Source organism: Motilimonas cestriensis (assembly GCF_021295315.1).
GTDB classification, from domain to species: domain Bacteria; phylum Pseudomonadota; class Gammaproteobacteria; order Enterobacterales; family CBDFNC01; genus Motilimonas; species Motilimonas cestriensis.
Window position 1 is genome coordinate 1 of sequence record NZ_JAIMJA010000001.1, and the last position, 15,810, is coordinate 15,810.

Consider the following 15,810-nt stretch of genomic DNA (forward strand, 5'->3'; position numbering starts at 1 on the left):
TTTTGCCATTTGCTTCCTTCAGATTTCACCTCGCGGTGAACACCCTTGCATAGGCTAACGGTTCTCTCTCGATTGAGCCCGTAGAGGACTTTCACCTCCTAGATCAACGCCATGCTCGGCGCACACACCTGAATATGGGGTGTCGGCTTCGCGACACCTATTCTTGTATGTTAAGTTTGCTCTTCACTAGTATTTATATTGGAAGGATTTAACTTCTCTTTATTAAATAGGAAGAATAAGAAAAATGCATATCCAATAATGCCCAAAAACATATTAATAAAAACCCAATACAGCGGCATTTGTTTAGGGCAAGCTTTAACTGCATGGATTATTGGCCACAGAAAAAGAAAGAGACCGGCAATAATTAATAAATTTTCACCTGCATGTTTAGATTCAAGAGCAACTGCAATTGCAACTACAATTAATGTAGTGGCAATTGCTATAAAAACTTTTTTCATATTACAACTTCCTTGTTATTAAATATTCGAGCTATCTGATAATTAACAATAAAACTTAACGACTTGTTAGGGATATTACTCCAACATAGCCTCTTTAGTTTCAATGAGTAAGCGAGCAACTTCAAGTGCCTTTTTATTATTTGCGGACAGTCCCATTGAGCCTGATTCTACTTTAATTAAATAAGCTGAAACCTCATGATCTTTAGAATCGTTGAGTAACAACTTAAAAACTTGAGGTAAATAGGATTGATATTCATCACGAGCCATCGGTATGTCACAAACACCTATAGGATCCCAAAGGTAAAATAGGATTTCATCAACTCGACGATATAGTCCTTTTTCCGAAGTGCTGAGCTTATTATTCATATATCCCTAACAGCGTATTACACGTTTTTCTTGATAAACCCAAACACTACCATCTAAGCCTAACCCATTAAAATAATTATTTATCATCCACTTACCACCGCTTTTCGCCATTAACTCTGAGCCCAGAGGAAAACAAAGCGAGCCTAGTATTTACCGAGACCAAATTTGGCCCCCATAAAGGATTTAGCTGATTTTTTTGTGATTATATATCAAAGCGTTAGAGATGAGGTGTGAACAAAGCGAGACTTTTACAATTTATTTACCGCGCCAAAACTTGGCAAAATCAGCCAACCCCCCATTATAACTGTATAAATAAACAGCACAAAAAGCAGGCGGTAGGTCATAGCTAAACCTCCATTTATCAAGACTATTAAAGCAAAGTTAGCCCTACTTGCTGATGGGCCACTGAGTTTGCTCGATGATAAGCCACCGATTCCGGTCGGCTGGCACAACCCTATCTCACGAGTATCAGGTATGAATGATACTCGTGTTAACATCTGTTGTAATCGCGCACTAAAACCAGCAACAATCTGCTACAAAACTGTTTTTTCCATTGGGCTCGTTCATTAATTTAGTTATAGTGAACCCAGATGTCTTGCCGTACTAACGGTGAAATAATGCTTTTGAACAGATAGTTAGCGATGCAGGATCAAGTATGAAAAAAGTAAAGAACGAAGCACAATTGCTGAAAAAAGCACTGGAAATTGGCCTAAAATACGCCGCTCAGCGTGGTTATGGTCAGTTAGAAAAGTATGTCACGCAAAAAGATAAGGTTGAGGTGGTTTATCGTTTGTTGGTACAAGATAAGCAAATTACGCCGTTGCCTGCCGATAAAGAAGACAGCCAACAGCTTAAGCATAAGTTGATTATTTGGATCAGTAAGATGCTGCCCGCTGATCACGAACTGCTCAAATAAACGTTACAAACAAGGGCGAATAAAGCCTTTATTGTCAGCTAATAACGCTTTTGCGTCACTGGCTGACAACTGAGCTAACAGCATCACAATGGCGGTTTTACAATGACCGCCACATTGTAACAAGGCATCACTCGCCTGCTCTCTACTGCATTCTGTTGCTGCCATCACAATGTTTTTTTGCCGTTCAACCAGTTTGGCATTGGTCGCTTCTACATCCACCATTAGGTTGCCATAAACCTTACCAATGCGGATCATCGCGCCAGTGGTAAGCATATTCAAAATCAGCTTTTGCGCTGTACCTGCTTTCATTCTTGATGAGCCAGTTACCACCTCTGGACCAACCACTGCGCATATTTCAATGTCAGCCAATTGCGCCATAGGGCAAGCCGGATTACAGGCCACGCTGATCACTGTCGCGCCTTGCGCTTTAGCATAATCCATCGCGCCCAGCACATAAGGGGTACGGCCACTTGCCGCAATGCCCACCAGCACGTCTTGGTCACTAAAATTAATCTGCTGTAAATCGATTCCGCCCTGCTCGCGATTATCTTCTGCGTTTTCCACTGCCGCTAAAATGGCTTGATGACCACCAGCAATTAAGCCCACCACTTGGCTAGGGTCGCTGCCAAAAGTAGGCGGACATTCACTGGCATCTAAAATGCCTAATCGTCCTGAGGTACCAGCGCCAACGTAGATCAACCGTCCTCCTTGTTGCAAGGCGGCGGCGATAACATCCACACTATGACTAATAGCGGGTAAAGCAGCCTCAACAGCAAGGGGCACCTTTTGGTCTTGCGCGTTAATCACTTTTAGCATGTCGAATGTGCTTAGGGTATCAATGTGCTCACTGGCAGGGTTACGACTTTCAGTAACAAGATGATTCAATTTTATTTGCATGGATTGGGCCATCGCCTTTGCAGAATATTAAGGGTGAAGTAGAAAAAAGTAACCCGCAAAGCCGAGCCAACTGACCGCTAATAACAGCCAAGGTAATACGCTTTGTTTTGCCGTTGTTGGTTGTGTCGGCAATGTTTCATTACTTATGGTTGGGTTAGTATGCTCTTGCTCAAGGGTTGATTTAGCTTGTTGTAACTTACGCTTTTGCTTATCTAATTCGCGGGCTTTTTCTTTATTGCGCTTTTTATATTCTTCAATGCCCTTTTGAATGCCTTGTGCAATCAGTTTGGTCTGCTCTTTGGTCTGACCCGGTTTTTGCGTGGCTTTTGCTACTTGCAATGCTTCAGCAACCACTTCCGGTGACACACTATTTCGTTTTGCCATGTTTACTCTTTGCTTAGGTACGTTAGGGCTATTATGCAATAGCATCAGAGCAACGCAACGGTCAGCGTGATAAAGATCCATTACTGACTTTTAACTCAGTGATAACAGCCACGCTCATTCCGCCAAAGTAGTTTACTTTTAGCCAGCTATCACCATAGAGAACACTAATAAGGGCGTATTTATACAACTTATTTATCCATGAAAATTAAGTTGTATAAATTATCAAGCCTATAAAATAAAAAATATCAGCACATAACCCTTTTTAAGCCACTAAGTTCTAACAACCTCGTTGAGATTTCTTCTACTGATAACGTAGTGGTATTTAGGTAAGGGATCGCTTCACGTCGAAATAAAGATTCCACTCGATTTAGCTCTTTTTCACATTGTTTTTGACTGCAATATTCACTATTTACATAACGCTCGTGTCGGATAGCCATTAAACGGTCAGTATTTATGGTGAGCCCGAAGGCCTTGAAACGAAAGGGCTCAATCTCTTTTGGCAGCTTTAACGACGCCATATCATCTTCAATAAACGGGTAATTAACGGCGCGAATACCAAACTGCATAGCAAGGTATAAACTGGTGGGGGTTTTTCCACATCGCGACACGCCAAGTAGAATAATATCAGCTTGTTCTAAGTTGTTTAACGACATGCCATCATCGTGGGCCAAGGTGTATTCCACAGCTGCTATTCGGTTTTGATAACTGGCGGCATCTTTTTCAATGCTGTGGGAACGGTGTAACTGTGGTGATGGCGCTAACCCAAGATCGCGTTTTAATGGTGCAACTAAACAATTTAATACATCATAAAAATACCCATTCCCTTGTTCAATAATGGCCTTGACTTCAGGGATCACGATTGAAAAAAACACTAATGGCTTTTGCCCAGTGCTAACATGCTTTTGATTAATAAGGCTTTTAACATAAATGGCACGTTCTTCAGTTTCAACAAAAGGCAGTGTTATCTGCGCAATTTCAATCGGAAACTGGCCCAAAACCGCATGACCTAATGTCTCAGATGTAATAGCGGTACCATCAGAAACGTAAAACACATCACGAAAATTTTTTTTGCACTGCATAAGAAGTTGAATCCTTTATGACGTCCTGTAATTTCAAAGCCGTGAATATTGATAACTAAATTTTCACAGTAATTTTACAAACCTATGGCTAAAGTGAGCATCATTGTGGATCAGTGGCTAACTTCACGCCACTGAAAAACAGCTAATTGAGACTTTAGTAACGCGCGACTAGCAACCTCACCGTTGCGTAGCGACTAAATGATAAGACGTAACATTTATTGTAAAACAAAGTCTAGGAGACATACCGTGGATCAGAATGTGGTTTGGTACGATGCTTTATCAATGAACGATGTTGATAAAGTGGGAGGTAAAAACGCATCTTTAGGTGAGATGGTTGCCAATCTTTCAAATGCTGGGGTAAAAGTGCCAAATGGTTATGCTACCACCGCTTTTGCTTTTAACCAATTTTTAGAAACCAACCAGTTAAATGATCGAATTTATCAATTGCTTGATAAATTGGATGTCGATGATGTTAACGCATTAAAAGCAGCGGGAACCACAATCCGCCAATGGGTGCTGGATGCCCCTTTTCCTGCTGAATTAGAAGATGGCATTCGACGCTTTTATCAAGCTCTGGGGGACGGTGACGAAATGCTGCCGGTGGCCGTTCGCTCTTCGGCAACTGCTGAAGATCTCCCCGATGCATCTTTTGCAGGTCAACAAGAAACCTTCTTAAATGTTCGTGGCATTGATGCGGTAATTGAAGCGACTAAACATGTCTTTGCTTCGCTGTTCAATGATCGTGCTATCTCCTATCGCGTTCACCAAGGTTTTGACCATAAAGGTGTTGCTCTTTCTGCTGGTATTCAGCGCATGGTGCGTTCAGATAAAGCGTCATCTGGCGTGATGTTTACTCTTGATACTGAATCAGGCTTTGATCAAGTAGTGTTCATTACCTCCTCATGGGGCTTAGGTGAAATGGTAGTGCAAGGTGCGGTGAATCCAGACGAATTCTACGTTCACAAACCTATGCTACAAGCGGGGAATCATGCCGTGGTACGTCGCACATTTGGCTCGAAACTCATTAAAATGGTTTACGCCGACGGCAAAGAAATCGGCACGCAAGTTGAGGTGATTGACACCACCACCCAAGAGCAGCGCCAATATTCCCTAAGGGATGACGAAATTGAAGAGTTGGCAAAACAGGCGGTGATCATTGAAAAGCACTACGGTCGCCCAATGGATATCGAGTGGGCAAAAGACGGTGTAACGGGTGAGCTATTGATTGTTCAAGCCCGCCCTGAAACGGTTCGTTCGCGCGATGATAAGCATGTAATGGAACGCTTCCAATTAAACAATCAATCATCAAACCAAACCTTGATTGAAGGCAGAGCAATTGGTCAACGTATTGGTGCGGGTGTGGTACGCGTTGTCACAAGCCTTGAGCAAATGGATCAAGTGCAAGCTGGCGATGTGCTGGTTGCCGATATGACAGATCCGGATTGGGAGCCGGTGATGAAAAAAGCGGCGGCAATTGTGACCAACCGCGGTGGCCGGACTTGTCATGCTGCAATCATTGCCCGTGAATTGGGCATTCCCGCGGTCGTTGGTTGTGGTGATGCCACCAGCTTACTAGAGAATGGGCAATCGGTTACGGTTTCTTGTGCTCAAGGTGAAACCGGTTATGTGTTTGCAGGAGAATTGGATTTTGAAATTAAACGTTCATCAGTCAGCGACCTACCCGACTTGCCATTAAAGGTCATGATGAATGTCGGTAACCCTGACCGCGCGTTTGATTTTGCCACTATTCCAAATGAAGGAGTTGGACTTGCACGTTTAGAATTCATTATTAACAAAATGATCAGCATTCATCCAAAAGCCCTGCTGAATTACGATGAACAATCAGCCGAGTTAAAAGCTGAAATTGATCAACGCATCGTCGGTTACGCGAGCCCCGTTGAGTTCTATATTGAAAAACTAACTGAAGGCATTGCAACGTTAGCTGCCGCATTCTGGCCAAAACGGGTGATAGTGCGAATGTCTGATTTCAAATCAAATGAATACCGTAATTTAGTGGGTGGCGTTAATTACGAACCCACTGAAGAAAACCCCATGCTCGGTTTTCGCGGTGCATCTCGTTACATTTCAGAAAAGTTTCAAGATTGTTTTGCTTTGGAGTGTGAAGCAATGAAACGAGTGCGTAACAAAATGGGTTTGAAAAACGTTGAAATAATGATCCCATTTGTACGCACCACGACAGAAGCGGCAGCTGTGATTGATCTACTGGCAAAGTTTGATCTACGCCGCGGCGAAGATGGCTTAAAAGTGATTATGATGTGTGAATTACCTGCCAATGCTATTTTGGCTGACGACTTTCTAAAGTTCTTTGATGGCTTCTCAATCGGCTCGAACGATATGACACAATTAACCCTTGGTCTTGACCGCGATTCTGGCGAAATTGCTCATATGTTCGACGAGCGCAACCCTGCGGTGAAAGCCATGCTTGCAATGGCGATTAAAGCTGCCAATAAAGCCGGTAAATACGTGGGTATCTGTGGCCAAGGCCCATCCGATCATGATGATCTAGCCCAATGGTTAATGGAGCAAGGCATCGATTCGGTTTCTTTAAATCCCGACACGGTGCTTGAAACTTGGCTACATTTAGGTGCAACTAAACCTGAGCAGTAACGACTAATTAATAGTTAAACACTATTCAGCCTGGGTTTTGTTTAAGTTTATCGCAGCCAGATAGAGTATGTTATACGGCAAAATTTCATTTTCAGGGATGAAAAGGCGAAACGTATAGGCATATATTCACAGCATTTTTGCAGGAAAGCATGCGATTACGCTTATCCAAAATTCAGGTTCTTAAATTAAATAAATCACCACGGCCTTGGCTGTGGTGATTGGTTGATATACAAAGAACTTTTTTAATCTAATGGGTGGATACGCTCACTCAGCGAGGTGTAACGTTGCCGCCAGCACTTGACATTTTTAATTTAACTGAGGGATGCACTCACCTGATGAACCAAATACACTAAGCCCTTATAACTTATGCCACTGTGTTCAGATAAACCTATCTCACAGGTACGGCTGTTACTCACGCCGATCTTACAATCATTAGGCACTTGCGATTTCAAATCCGCTAACGCAGAAGCGTTCAACTCGGGGTAAAGTAAGCCTTTATCGCCTGCAAAACCGCAACACTGCATATCTGGTGGCACAATCAATTGATGGGTACACATTGCTGCTATGCGCTGCATCGTCGCGGCTAAGCCACGTTTACGAGTACTACAGGTGATATGGAGCATTACCGGCTCATCAAGTGGGGTTAGGCTTAAACGCGGTAACACAAACTGCTCAATAAATTCAACAGAATCATATATTTTTAGGGTAGAAGTGATGCCCGCATTAGCGGTCATTGCGCAGGGGCTGGTATCCATGTAAATCGGATATTTACCGTGTTCACTGGCACTGAGTAGCGCATGCTCAAGTTGGTGAGACTTTTGCCGGGCTAAGTTCATTCTGCCTTTACTTTGATAAGCCATACCACAACAAAGCTCGGTGGTGGCTTCCGGCAAAATTACTCTAAAGCCCGCTTTATGTAATAAGGCAATGGTGGTTTCCATTAAGCTCAACTCTCCCTGCGCTGCCATGTCGGGATCTGGCCCCATCACGCGGCTGCTACAACTGGGAAAGTACACCACGGTCGGTTGCTCAATTGCTGCATCTGTTTGCGTGTTAACGGCTAGGCTTTGTATTGCAGTGAAATCCGGCGCACTCAGCGGAGCAAATTGACTCCACTTTATAAAACGATGTCCCGTTGCGTGATTTAACCCTTCGGTTAAACGCTGCAACCCGTCTCGGCCCAGTACTCGGCTGGTTAACTGGGCAAGGTTTAACCCCTGTTTGGCCAAGTTGATAACCTGGGAAAAATTCGCCGCGGTCCACTTTGCTAACTTAGAATGACTGGCCAATTGTTGACTGCGCAATTGTTTAATTAAGGCGCCAGTATCAATGCCAACGGGGCAACTGTCGGCACATAAACCGGTGGCGGCGCAAGTATCAATGCCTTGATATTGAAAGGCATCGAGTAAAGGCTCTAAGGTTTTTTCACTTTCACCAAGATTACGCCGTTGCTGAATATGCCGCCATAAAACAATACGTTGGCGCGGGGTTAAGGTCAGATCTTTACTGGGGCAGTTGGGCTCACAAAAGCCACACTCTATACATTTGTCAATAATGGCATCAGCAGCTGGTAAGGTTTTTAGATTTTTTAAATGAATAAAAGGATCTTCACTGAGCACCACTCCTGGGCTGAGAATATTGTCAGGGTCTAACAACCCTTTAATTTCCCACATTAGCTCATAGGCTTTTTTGCCCCACTCTAGTTCGACAAACGGTGCCATGTTACGCCCCGTGCCGTGCTCAGCTTTTAACGATCCTTGATGATCTAAGGCAATGAGCTGCACTACCCTTTGCATAAAATTCTGGTAACGCTCTATTTGCGCTGGACTATTAAAATCTTGGGTAAAAACAAAGTGCAAGTTGCCATCAAGGGCATGACCAAAAATAATGGCTTCATGGTAGCCATATTCTGCAAATAATTGCTGCAGTTGGCGTGTAGCGCTGGCTAATTGCTCTACGGCCACTGCAATGTCTTCAATAATTACCGTGGTGCCTGTATCACGCACCGCGCCTACCGCTGGAAATAGCCCTTTGCGAATCGCCCAAAGTTGCTCACAAGTAGCACGCTCTTGGGTAAAAGCGATACTATCTATTGGTTTAAACGCCGCTAAAACCTCTGCCAACTGGCTTATTTGCTGGCTTAACATAAGTTGATCATTCGCGCGGGTTTCTATCAACAACGCAGCATTGTTAATGTTTAACTGAGCAATAAAGGCTGGCATATCAGGTTTATCGGCAATGGCTTGTAAACTTGCACCGTCCATCAGTTCAACCGCTGCCACGTTCATTTGCTTTAATTTGGCCACCGCCAAACAGGTGGTTTCAATGTTTTCAAACACCACTAAAGAGCTCGCTTTAAAGGGTTGCTCTGGCACGGTGTGATAGGTGATGTTTGAAATAAAGCCCAGCGTTCCTTCTGAGCCAATCATTAAGTGCATCAAAATATCAATAGGGTCGGTAAAATCGACCAAGGCATTAATACTGTAACCCGTGGTATTTTTAAGGCGAAACTTATGCTTGATCAACGTGGCTAATTGCGCGTCATTTTTGGTTTGAATCGCTAATTGAGCCAGCTCATGTAGTAAGTGTTTATGGCTAACACAAAAGTCTCGTTTGCTTTGCTCATTGGCCGTATCAAGTACTGTGCCATCGGCTAAAATAAGCCGCATTGCCGCTAACGTACTGTAAGAATTTTGCGCGGTGCCGCAGCACATGCCACTGGAATTATTGGCCGCTATCCCGCCAATTTTACAGCTATTAATGGAAGCGGGATCAGGACCAATTTTGCGCTGCAATGGTGCTAGAATTTGGTTGACCCGTGCACCAATTAAGCCCGGTTGCAGGCGAATAAGCTCACCCTCATTAAGTAATTCATAATCGCGCCAATGGTTCGTCAGCTTAATTAAAATAGAATCGGTAATCGCTTGGCCCGATAAACTCGTGCCCGCCGCGCGAAAGGTAACAGGGAGATAAAACTCGGCGGCGAGTTGTAACACACGGATCACTTCGCTTTCATTATCAAGTAACAGTACCGCTTTAGGCACCAACCGATAGCAACTGGCATCGGTGCCGTAAGCTAAGGTGCGCAAGGGGTCTAGCATCACCCTGCTTTCAGGGATAAATTTTTTTACCTGTTCGGAGAACTGTTGCAACACGTCCAAATTAACCACCACTAACGAATGAATATCATTGATAACATTCACTAAAAGCGATGATCAGTGACAACACAAGTTTTAAAGGATGATTGCGCTTACAAGCTCACAAATTATCTTATTATTCCTTATTTAAATAGTGATTAATCCTGCCACTTCTGACGCATTTTTTTGATGGTTTCGGCTGGTACGCCATGAATGTTTTTATATTTACCGTGACAAACTTTGATGGTTAATGGAATGTTTAGAGTATTGGCCAAATCAACATAGGCCTGCATTTCCCAATGCTCAATAAAGGTATTAGATACCACCACTGATTGACCAGCTAATAAATATTCACGCGTCTGCGCTAAACACCATTGATGAGCATCTGGCAGTAATTGAGGTTGAAAATGATAATTCCCCTGTTCATTAACAAAGTATTGATCTGCCTCTAAATGAACGCCATCAAGGGTTTTAGCTAAGGTGGATTTACCGCTGCCGGGTAAACCTCGAATTAAGGTAAGTTGTTTGGCCATATTTTAATCCCAGACGCCATTAACTCTCATTAAATAAACCAAAATAGGCATTGCATAGCATTATGGCTACACTTATTAAACCAAGCAAAAAGGGCTAGCTTATGGTATTGGCAAAATATTTATGTCGTTATAGTGCGCTTATACTAACGCTTTGTGCCTTCAGTAGCACCAGTTACGGTAAAGAAACCATTACTTGGATCGAGTATGGTTTACCGCCTGTATTCATTTCCTCTGGACCACATAAAAACCAAGGTTTTGCAAACCAATCAGCCAAGTGGTTACAGCAACGTATGCCGCAATGGCGCCATGTTACTAAGTTGGGGGCGATCCCGCGCTTTTTGAGCATGGCAAAAACAAAACATTTGGTATGCAGTAGCGTATTGAAAAATGCAGCACGTGAGAACGATCTTTACTTCTCAAAACCACTGCAAAGTCTTTCACCTCATCGACTTTACTTTTTAGCCAAAAATAAAGCGGTATTAGAAACGAAAATAGGTCACTCCCTAAGCCAAATTATTAGCCTAGAAGAAATAATGAAACACCTAGATAAATTGGTGTTTGCTATCGCAGGGGGACGCAGCTATGGCGATAATCGCGATAAAATTCTCGATAAATACCGCGACCAAATGCATATTTCTACTCAATACAAACTCAGCTCTCAATTCATTACCCGACTACTCGCCGATCGGGTGGACCTTATCATTGAATACCCTTGGATTATTGCCTATGAACAAACGCAATTAAACTTCGAAAGAGACGATCTCGCTTCTGTCGCCATTGCTGAATCCGCACCTATTCTTGAAGTTTATATTGCTTGCTCAAAAACACCTGCTGGTAAAGCCGTGATTGACGCGATCAATCAGATCAGTGATGCGCATCCAGAAAGTCCGCTGCAACAATTTGTTGAACAATGGAATACCGCCACTAATTGAACCTTTAAAACTGCCAACGTTTCAATGGTGCTATTTCATCTATTCCTTGGCGACCAAGCCTGTCTATTGCATCCACTTGCCACCATTGTTCTGGCGTGACCAGTTCATTTAAAGGGTGCTTATTCGATAGCGCTTGTGTTGATAACACCCTTACATAGGGTTCACTTAAGATTTTTGCCAGTGCCTTTTTGTCTGCCTCGCTCCATGATAAGGCAGGCTTAAATTGACGATGTAGCACATATAACTGTAGCCCTGCCGCTAAGTCTTCCAATTCAGGAGACAGCAGCACCACCGCATCCAGCTGGTGTTGCGCGACATAAGCTTGCTGTGACAAACGTAGCGCTTTAATTTTAATGAGTAAATCAGCTTCATTTTGCGCTATCACTGGGGCTAATTTTGGCCAAATTTGCTGAAAATCATGGCTTACTATCTTGGCCATAGTGACTAAGTTGGCGCTATTAAGCCAAACATAAGGCGACACGCCTTGCTCGGTGCGCTGATAGACTACACCTCTCGCGTTTGGTCGCAGCGCTTGCGCCGCATCCACTTCAATAATCTGTATATTATACTCGCGCAAAGCCAAATAGAGCGGGTCTTGTGCCCATACCGAGCCTAACGTCACCACCACCTTTGCTTGCTTGGCTATTGGTGCCATTTTTTCTGAATGTTGCTTAAACCAATTGGGCAGGCGCGATAGTCCATAACGTGCGGGTGCCACGTAGTTTGTCTGCAATGGCGTATTAACGGTCAGCGCTTGACTTAACATGAGTGTCACGGGCGTTGTGGTAACAATATCAACTTTCTCGGCCATTACTGGCTTAGTGAATTCCAGCAAACACAGCAGAGTTATAGCCAAAAGTTGTAACATAATAGAGGAAAGATTAGACAGCACGTCTGCGCTCCTTAAAGATAATTTGATACAAACAAGCAATCAGAAAAAAAGTGGCTGAAACCATAATGATGGCCGCACCAGATGGCACCGGTAGTTTCAGCTCCATTGGCAACCAAGTGCCCAACAAACAACTCACAGTCGCAAGCACGGCAGACCAACGGACAAAGCTGCTCATATTAGGCGTAAATAAACGAGCCGTTGCACCAGGAATCAACAACAACGCGCCCACCAGCACGGCACCAATCATTTTCACCGCAGCAATAGTGATTAAAGTGATCATGATGACAAATAGATAATCGAAAAATGTAGCAGGCACACCTCGGACTTTAGCGATGTCAGGGCTGATACTACTCAACAAAATACGGTTAAACGTTGGCAGTAAACAAGCCAGAATCACCACACAGCTGATCAACAATAGCCATAGGTCTTGATCGGTCACCGTTAGAATCGAACCAAACAGCACATTTTCTAAAATATGCACGTTTACCTTACGCGCAACAAAGGTCAACATCGCCGCCCCAACGGCCAAGGCCAACGCCAAAAACACCCCAACTAAGGTGTCATAAGGCACTTGGGTTCTGCTACGGACAAAGTGCAGCAATAGAGCAAAGACCATACAGAAGGTGAACAGTCCAATCAGTGGACTTTGCACTGGCTCGCCTAACAAAATACCAAGGGCAATACCGGTTAATGCACCATGACCCACCGCTTCAGAAAAAAAAGCCAAGCGTTTAGCAATCACTAATGTGCCTAAACCTCCTAAAATAGGCCCTAAAATAAGCGCCGCTAATAATGCATTAATCAAAAAGCCATAGCTAAAACTTTCACTTAACCAACCTTGCTCGGCGGCATAAGCCGCGCCATCTCGAATACTTTGGATCACGCCATTGCCCTTATTTGATGGTTAGACTGATGCTGACTAAGCTGGCATAAGCTCACAAAGTCAGTCGGCTGCGCCTTAGGTAACACTTGGTCTACGCTACCACTGGTTACCAAGGTTTTATTTATAACATGCACCTGATGAGCGATACGTTTGATTGCGTTTAAGTCGTGGTGCACCGCCACAACGCTGGCACCTTTGGTGACTAATTCTTTGATTAAAAATTCAATTAAGCTTATCCCTTGCTCATCCATGCCATTAGCGGGCTCATCCAACATAATGAGATCCGGCGCATCAAGTAAGGCTTGAGCGAATAACACCCGCTGTTGCTCACCGCCCGATAAACGGCCCATTTTACGCTCTGCTTTTTCAACCATGCCCAGTACAGCCAGCTGGTCTTTTATCCGCGTGATGGTTTTCGCTTTGCGGCGCCAAAACAGTGGGGTTTGACTTTGGTTAAGTAACATAAAGTCCATCACAGTTAACGGCAGGCTGGGTTCGAAACTGGCTTTTTGCGGCACGTAAGCAACCCGGCCACGGCCGTTAGGCCAATCAAGATGAATGCGCCCAGTGAATGGCGTTAAGCCCAGCATGGAACGCAATAAAGACGTTTTACCTCCCCCATTTGGTCCCATTACCACATGACATTGACCGGCAGCTAAAGTATGGGTGATCGGGCCTAATATTTGCGCGTCGTGCTCGCCATAACTTAAACATACATTTTGCAGTTGAATTTGTGGCCCAGTGATTTTTATATTCATCATATCTGAAATGCACATTTTGCGGTTGAATTAGCGTTCCGTTCGTTTATTTGCATTATTGAACGGCCTCTTTTTGGGCAGACGCATTGGCGTAATGGATGGCTTTGATTAGGGTATTAATGTTACTTTGCATCTCAAGCATTACCTTTTCTGGCTCATAGTCACCATGGGTCATGTGGGAAAAGCGGAACAGCTTTACACCTGTCGCTTGCTCAATGGTGGTCACAAATCGGTTAGGCATGTCGAGTTCATAAAACAACACATCTATGCCACTGCTGCGAATTTGATTAATAGTATCTTGTAGCTGGCTGGCACTTGGGGCCACGCCATGGGCTGGTTCAATCACTGCGGGTGCGTCAATACCGAATTCTTGCAATAAATATCCGTATGCATCATGAGTGGTTGCCACCTTGATAGTTTGCATATCAACTTGCGCAAGCGCTTGCATGGCTTGGTATTTCATTGTTCTTAGCTGTTGGCCATAATGACGCGCATTTTGCCGATACAGACTGGCGTTACTTGGATAAAATGCCGCCAGTTGGTTAGCAATTTCATAAACTTGCGTCATGGTGGCACTTAGCCCCATAAAAGTGTGTGGGTTTACCGCCCCCTGCCCCACACTTTGCCCTCTGGCGGATAATAAAGGCACACTGGCATTCGCATCGATCACCAATAGATCACTACGCTGAGCGGCTTTGATCACCTTGAGAGCAAAGTCATCATGACCGATACCGTTAACCACAATGGCATCCATTTTTTGCACACGGGCAAGATCTTCTGGCTGCGGTTGATAGTTGTGGGGATTAAAGCCCGCAACCACGAGAGGCAATACCTCAGCGGTATCCCCAACAATGGCGCTAACATAGCTGTAATAGGGCTGTAAGGTAATACCAATAGTCGGTTTGTCTTTGGCTATTGCACCATTTGAATGAAGTAGCAAACTAAACCAAAACAGTAGACATAAATAGATTTGTTTCATGTAATTTCCTTGTGACCAAATAACCGGTTACTTTGTTGCTCGGGGACCCATAACCTGTTGCCAACCTTGCTTGATAAGCAGGTTGTCATTGATCGCAACATTAATATAAGAGGACGCAGATTTAGCCTTAATATCGGCCTCTTCATGGCCATGGCCGATGTTGCCACGAAACCATATTTGTGATGGCGTGGCTGATACATTAAGTAAATATTGTGGGTATGTTTGTGCTGACAGGCTGATCCCCTGATAAACCCCTGGGCTAATTTGCTGCCATTGGTGCTGTCCTTTATCAAGCCAACCTTTGTCGCGGACAAAAGGACTTAGCCACATGGCTTCAAGCTGCGCAATAGACGGCCAGTGCTCAGCGGAGCCAGACACTGATGCAGCTTTAAGTAGCTGAATTTCCATGTCCGCCAAGCGTAACTCAGACACCATGGCGTTGATGTTAGGATCTAACTGATTAACATCAACTTCATGGCTTGCTAATGATCTGCCCTGTTGCTGAGCTTGATGAAAAGGCAGCAGCCCAGCCCCAATTGCAACTAGCAGCGTAATGACCAAAGCAACCCAGCGCATTTCACGCACACCATTAGCGGCATGAATAACTTGCTGCACACTCATTTTTCACTGATCTCACTGCCATCACGTTCAACGGGCATCTCATGGCCAGCATCAAACACCACGTAAAAATCCCCTTGCGGTCGCGGCAGTTGTACCCGTGACTGCGCATCGGTGCGCGCCATCGCAATAACATTATCACTGTAGTCGTATACCTTGACGTCATAGTCCACGGCGCCGCTACCATCGCTGTATCCCGCTTCACAAATTAAGGCTTGCTGCTGATACCAACAAGCCATTAACGGAAAATGCGCCCAAGCAGGTGCGGCAAATAATGCTGTAAAAGCCACAGCAAAAGCCGGCAAGTTGATCTGTGGGTGCTTAACACCTTTGCTAAATAACATGATCTT

The 15,810-nt window shown here is 44.2% G+C and carries 16 protein-coding genes; 3 read left to right on the plus strand and 13 right to left on the minus strand.

The features are described 5' to 3' along the window. Positions 1–170: 170 nt before the first annotated feature. Together K6Y31_RS00005 and K6Y31_RS00010 are read right to left on the minus strand one after the other, a co-directional pair. Positions 171–458, minus strand: a complete 288-nt coding sequence (locus K6Y31_RS00005; RefSeq protein ID WP_233050826.1) for a hypothetical protein — start codon at positions 456–458, stop codon at positions 171–173. Between the two features lie 75 nt (positions 459–533). Beyond that, positions 534–824, minus strand: a complete 291-nt coding sequence (locus K6Y31_RS00010) for a hypothetical protein (protein ID WP_233050827.1) — start codon at positions 822–824, stop codon at positions 534–536. Positions 825–1,479: 655 nt separating this feature from the next. On the opposite strand from K6Y31_RS00010, the gene K6Y31_RS00015 reads away from it, so the two are divergent. Next, positions 1,480–1,740, plus strand: a complete 261-nt coding sequence (locus tag K6Y31_RS00015; protein WP_233050829.1) for a DUF5062 family protein — start codon at positions 1,480–1,482, stop codon at positions 1,738–1,740. A 3-nt stretch (positions 1,741–1,743) separates the two neighbouring features. Here K6Y31_RS00015 and murQ read toward each other — a convergent pair whose 3' ends face one another. From murQ to ppsR, 3 genes are all read right to left on the minus strand, one after another. Beyond that, positions 1,744–2,637: an N-acetylmuramic acid 6-phosphate etherase gene (gene murQ, locus K6Y31_RS00020; RefSeq protein ID WP_233050830.1), complete on the minus strand. Its 894-nt coding sequence runs from the start codon at positions 2,635–2,637 to the stop codon at positions 1,744–1,746. Between the two features lie 27 nt (positions 2,638–2,664). Next, the gene (locus K6Y31_RS00025) at positions 2,665–3,021 is read right to left on the minus strand and encodes a DUF2956 domain-containing protein (RefSeq protein ID WP_233050831.1); all 357 of its coding nucleotides are present in this window, start codon (positions 3,019–3,021) and stop codon (positions 2,665–2,667) included. A gap of 245 nt (positions 3,022–3,266) precedes the next feature. Beyond that, complete coding sequence (gene ppsR / locus K6Y31_RS00030) at positions 3,267–4,100, minus strand: posphoenolpyruvate synthetase regulatory kinase/phosphorylase PpsR (RefSeq protein ID WP_233050832.1); 834 nt, start codon at positions 4,098–4,100, stop codon at positions 3,267–3,269. A 246-nt stretch (positions 4,101–4,346) separates the two neighbouring features. On the opposite strand from ppsR, the gene ppsA reads away from it, so the two are divergent. Next, entirely contained in the window at positions 4,347–6,728 is a 2,382-nt protein-coding gene (ppsA, locus tag K6Y31_RS00035) for a phosphoenolpyruvate synthase (protein WP_233050833.1), read from the plus strand. Between the two features lie 311 nt (positions 6,729–7,039). On the opposite strand, the gene K6Y31_RS00040 is transcribed toward ppsA, so the two are convergent. Continuing rightward, a complete protein-coding gene (locus K6Y31_RS00040; protein ID WP_345790218.1) occupies positions 7,040–9,931 on the minus strand; it encodes an FAD-binding and (Fe-S)-binding domain-containing protein in 2,892 nt (963 codons plus the stop codon). Positions 9,932–10,023: 92 nt separating this feature from the next. After that, a complete protein-coding gene (locus tag K6Y31_RS00045; protein WP_233050834.1) occupies positions 10,024–10,398 on the minus strand; it encodes an ATP-binding protein in 375 nt (124 codons plus the stop codon). Positions 10,399–10,499: 101 nt separating this feature from the next. Between K6Y31_RS00045 and K6Y31_RS00050 the strand changes: the two genes are divergently transcribed. Continuing rightward, positions 10,500–11,330, plus strand: coding sequence for a hypothetical protein (locus K6Y31_RS00050; protein ID WP_233050835.1), 831 nt, complete (start codon positions 10,500–10,502; stop codon positions 11,328–11,330). 4 nt (positions 11,331–11,334) lie between these two features. Here K6Y31_RS00050 and K6Y31_RS00055 read toward each other — a convergent pair whose 3' ends face one another. From K6Y31_RS00055 to K6Y31_RS00080, 6 genes are read right to left on the minus strand one after another with little or no spacing between them, the layout of a single operon-like run. Then, complete coding sequence (locus K6Y31_RS00055) at positions 11,335–12,222, minus strand: ABC transporter substrate-binding protein (protein WP_233050836.1); 888 nt, start codon at positions 12,220–12,222, stop codon at positions 11,335–11,337. Further along, positions 12,212–13,105 (minus strand): metal ABC transporter permease, encoded by an 894-nt coding sequence (locus tag K6Y31_RS00060; RefSeq protein WP_233050837.1) that lies wholly within the window; start codon positions 13,103–13,105, stop codon positions 12,212–12,214. Before K6Y31_RS00060 ends, K6Y31_RS00055 begins: the two co-directional genes overlap by 11 nt. Next, positions 13,102–13,866, minus strand: a complete 765-nt coding sequence (locus K6Y31_RS00065) for a metal ABC transporter ATP-binding protein (protein WP_233050838.1) — start codon at positions 13,864–13,866, stop codon at positions 13,102–13,104. The genes K6Y31_RS00060 and K6Y31_RS00065 overlap by 4 nt, the downstream gene beginning before the upstream one ends. A 52-nt stretch (positions 13,867–13,918) precedes the next feature. Continuing rightward, positions 13,919–14,842: a metal ABC transporter solute-binding protein, Zn/Mn family gene (locus K6Y31_RS00070; RefSeq protein WP_233050839.1), complete on the minus strand. Its 924-nt coding sequence runs from the start codon at positions 14,840–14,842 to the stop codon at positions 13,919–13,921. Between the two features lie 27 nt (positions 14,843–14,869). Continuing rightward, complete coding sequence (locus K6Y31_RS00075; protein WP_233050840.1) at positions 14,870–15,463, minus strand: DUF6162 family protein; 594 nt, start codon at positions 15,461–15,463, stop codon at positions 14,870–14,872. After that, positions 15,460–15,804, minus strand: a complete 345-nt coding sequence (locus K6Y31_RS00080) for a hypothetical protein (RefSeq protein ID WP_232802887.1) — start codon at positions 15,802–15,804, stop codon at positions 15,460–15,462. Before K6Y31_RS00080 ends, K6Y31_RS00075 begins: the two co-directional genes overlap by 4 nt. Positions 15,805–15,810 lie beyond the last annotated feature (6 nt).

What these genes read in the sequence shown, in the direction of transcription:
- K6Y31_RS00025 (WP_233050831.1), bottom strand. Translation starts at nt 3,021, where the DNA reads ATGGCAAAACGAAATAGTGTGTCACCGGAAGTGGTTGCTGAAGCATTG.
- ppsR (WP_233050832.1), bottom strand. Translation starts at nt 4,100, where the DNA reads ATGCAGTGCAAAAAAAATTTTCGTGATGTGTTTTACGTTTCTGATGGT.
- K6Y31_RS00015 (WP_233050829.1), top strand. Translation starts at nt 1,480, where the DNA reads ATGAAAAAAGTAAAGAACGAAGCACAATTGCTGAAAAAAGCACTGGAA.
- K6Y31_RS00010 (WP_233050827.1), bottom strand. Translation starts at nt 824, where the DNA reads ATGAATAATAAGCTCAGCACTTCGGAAAAAGGACTATATCGTCGAGTT.
- K6Y31_RS00005 (WP_233050826.1), bottom strand. Translation starts at nt 458, where the DNA reads ATGAAAAAAGTTTTTATAGCAATTGCCACTACATTAATTGTAGTTGCA.
- K6Y31_RS00050 (WP_233050835.1), top strand. Translation starts at nt 10,500, where the DNA reads ATGGTATTGGCAAAATATTTATGTCGTTATAGTGCGCTTATACTAACG.
- K6Y31_RS00080 (WP_232802887.1), bottom strand. Translation starts at nt 15,804, where the DNA reads ATGTTATTTAGCAAAGGTGTTAAGCACCCACAGATCAACTTGCCGGCT.
- K6Y31_RS00065 (WP_233050838.1), bottom strand. Translation starts at nt 13,866, where the DNA reads ATGATGAATATAAAAATCACTGGGCCACAAATTCAACTGCAAAATGTA.
- K6Y31_RS00045 (WP_233050834.1), bottom strand. Translation starts at nt 10,398, where the DNA reads ATGGCCAAACAACTTACCTTAATTCGAGGTTTACCCGGCAGCGGTAAA.
- K6Y31_RS00070 (WP_233050839.1), bottom strand. Translation starts at nt 14,842, where the DNA reads ATGAAACAAATCTATTTATGTCTACTGTTTTGGTTTAGTTTGCTACTT.
- murQ (WP_233050830.1), bottom strand. Translation starts at nt 2,637, where the DNA reads ATGCAAATAAAATTGAATCATCTTGTTACTGAAAGTCGTAACCCTGCC.
- K6Y31_RS00075 (WP_233050840.1), bottom strand. Translation starts at nt 15,463, where the DNA reads ATGAGTGTGCAGCAAGTTATTCATGCCGCTAATGGTGTGCGTGAAATG.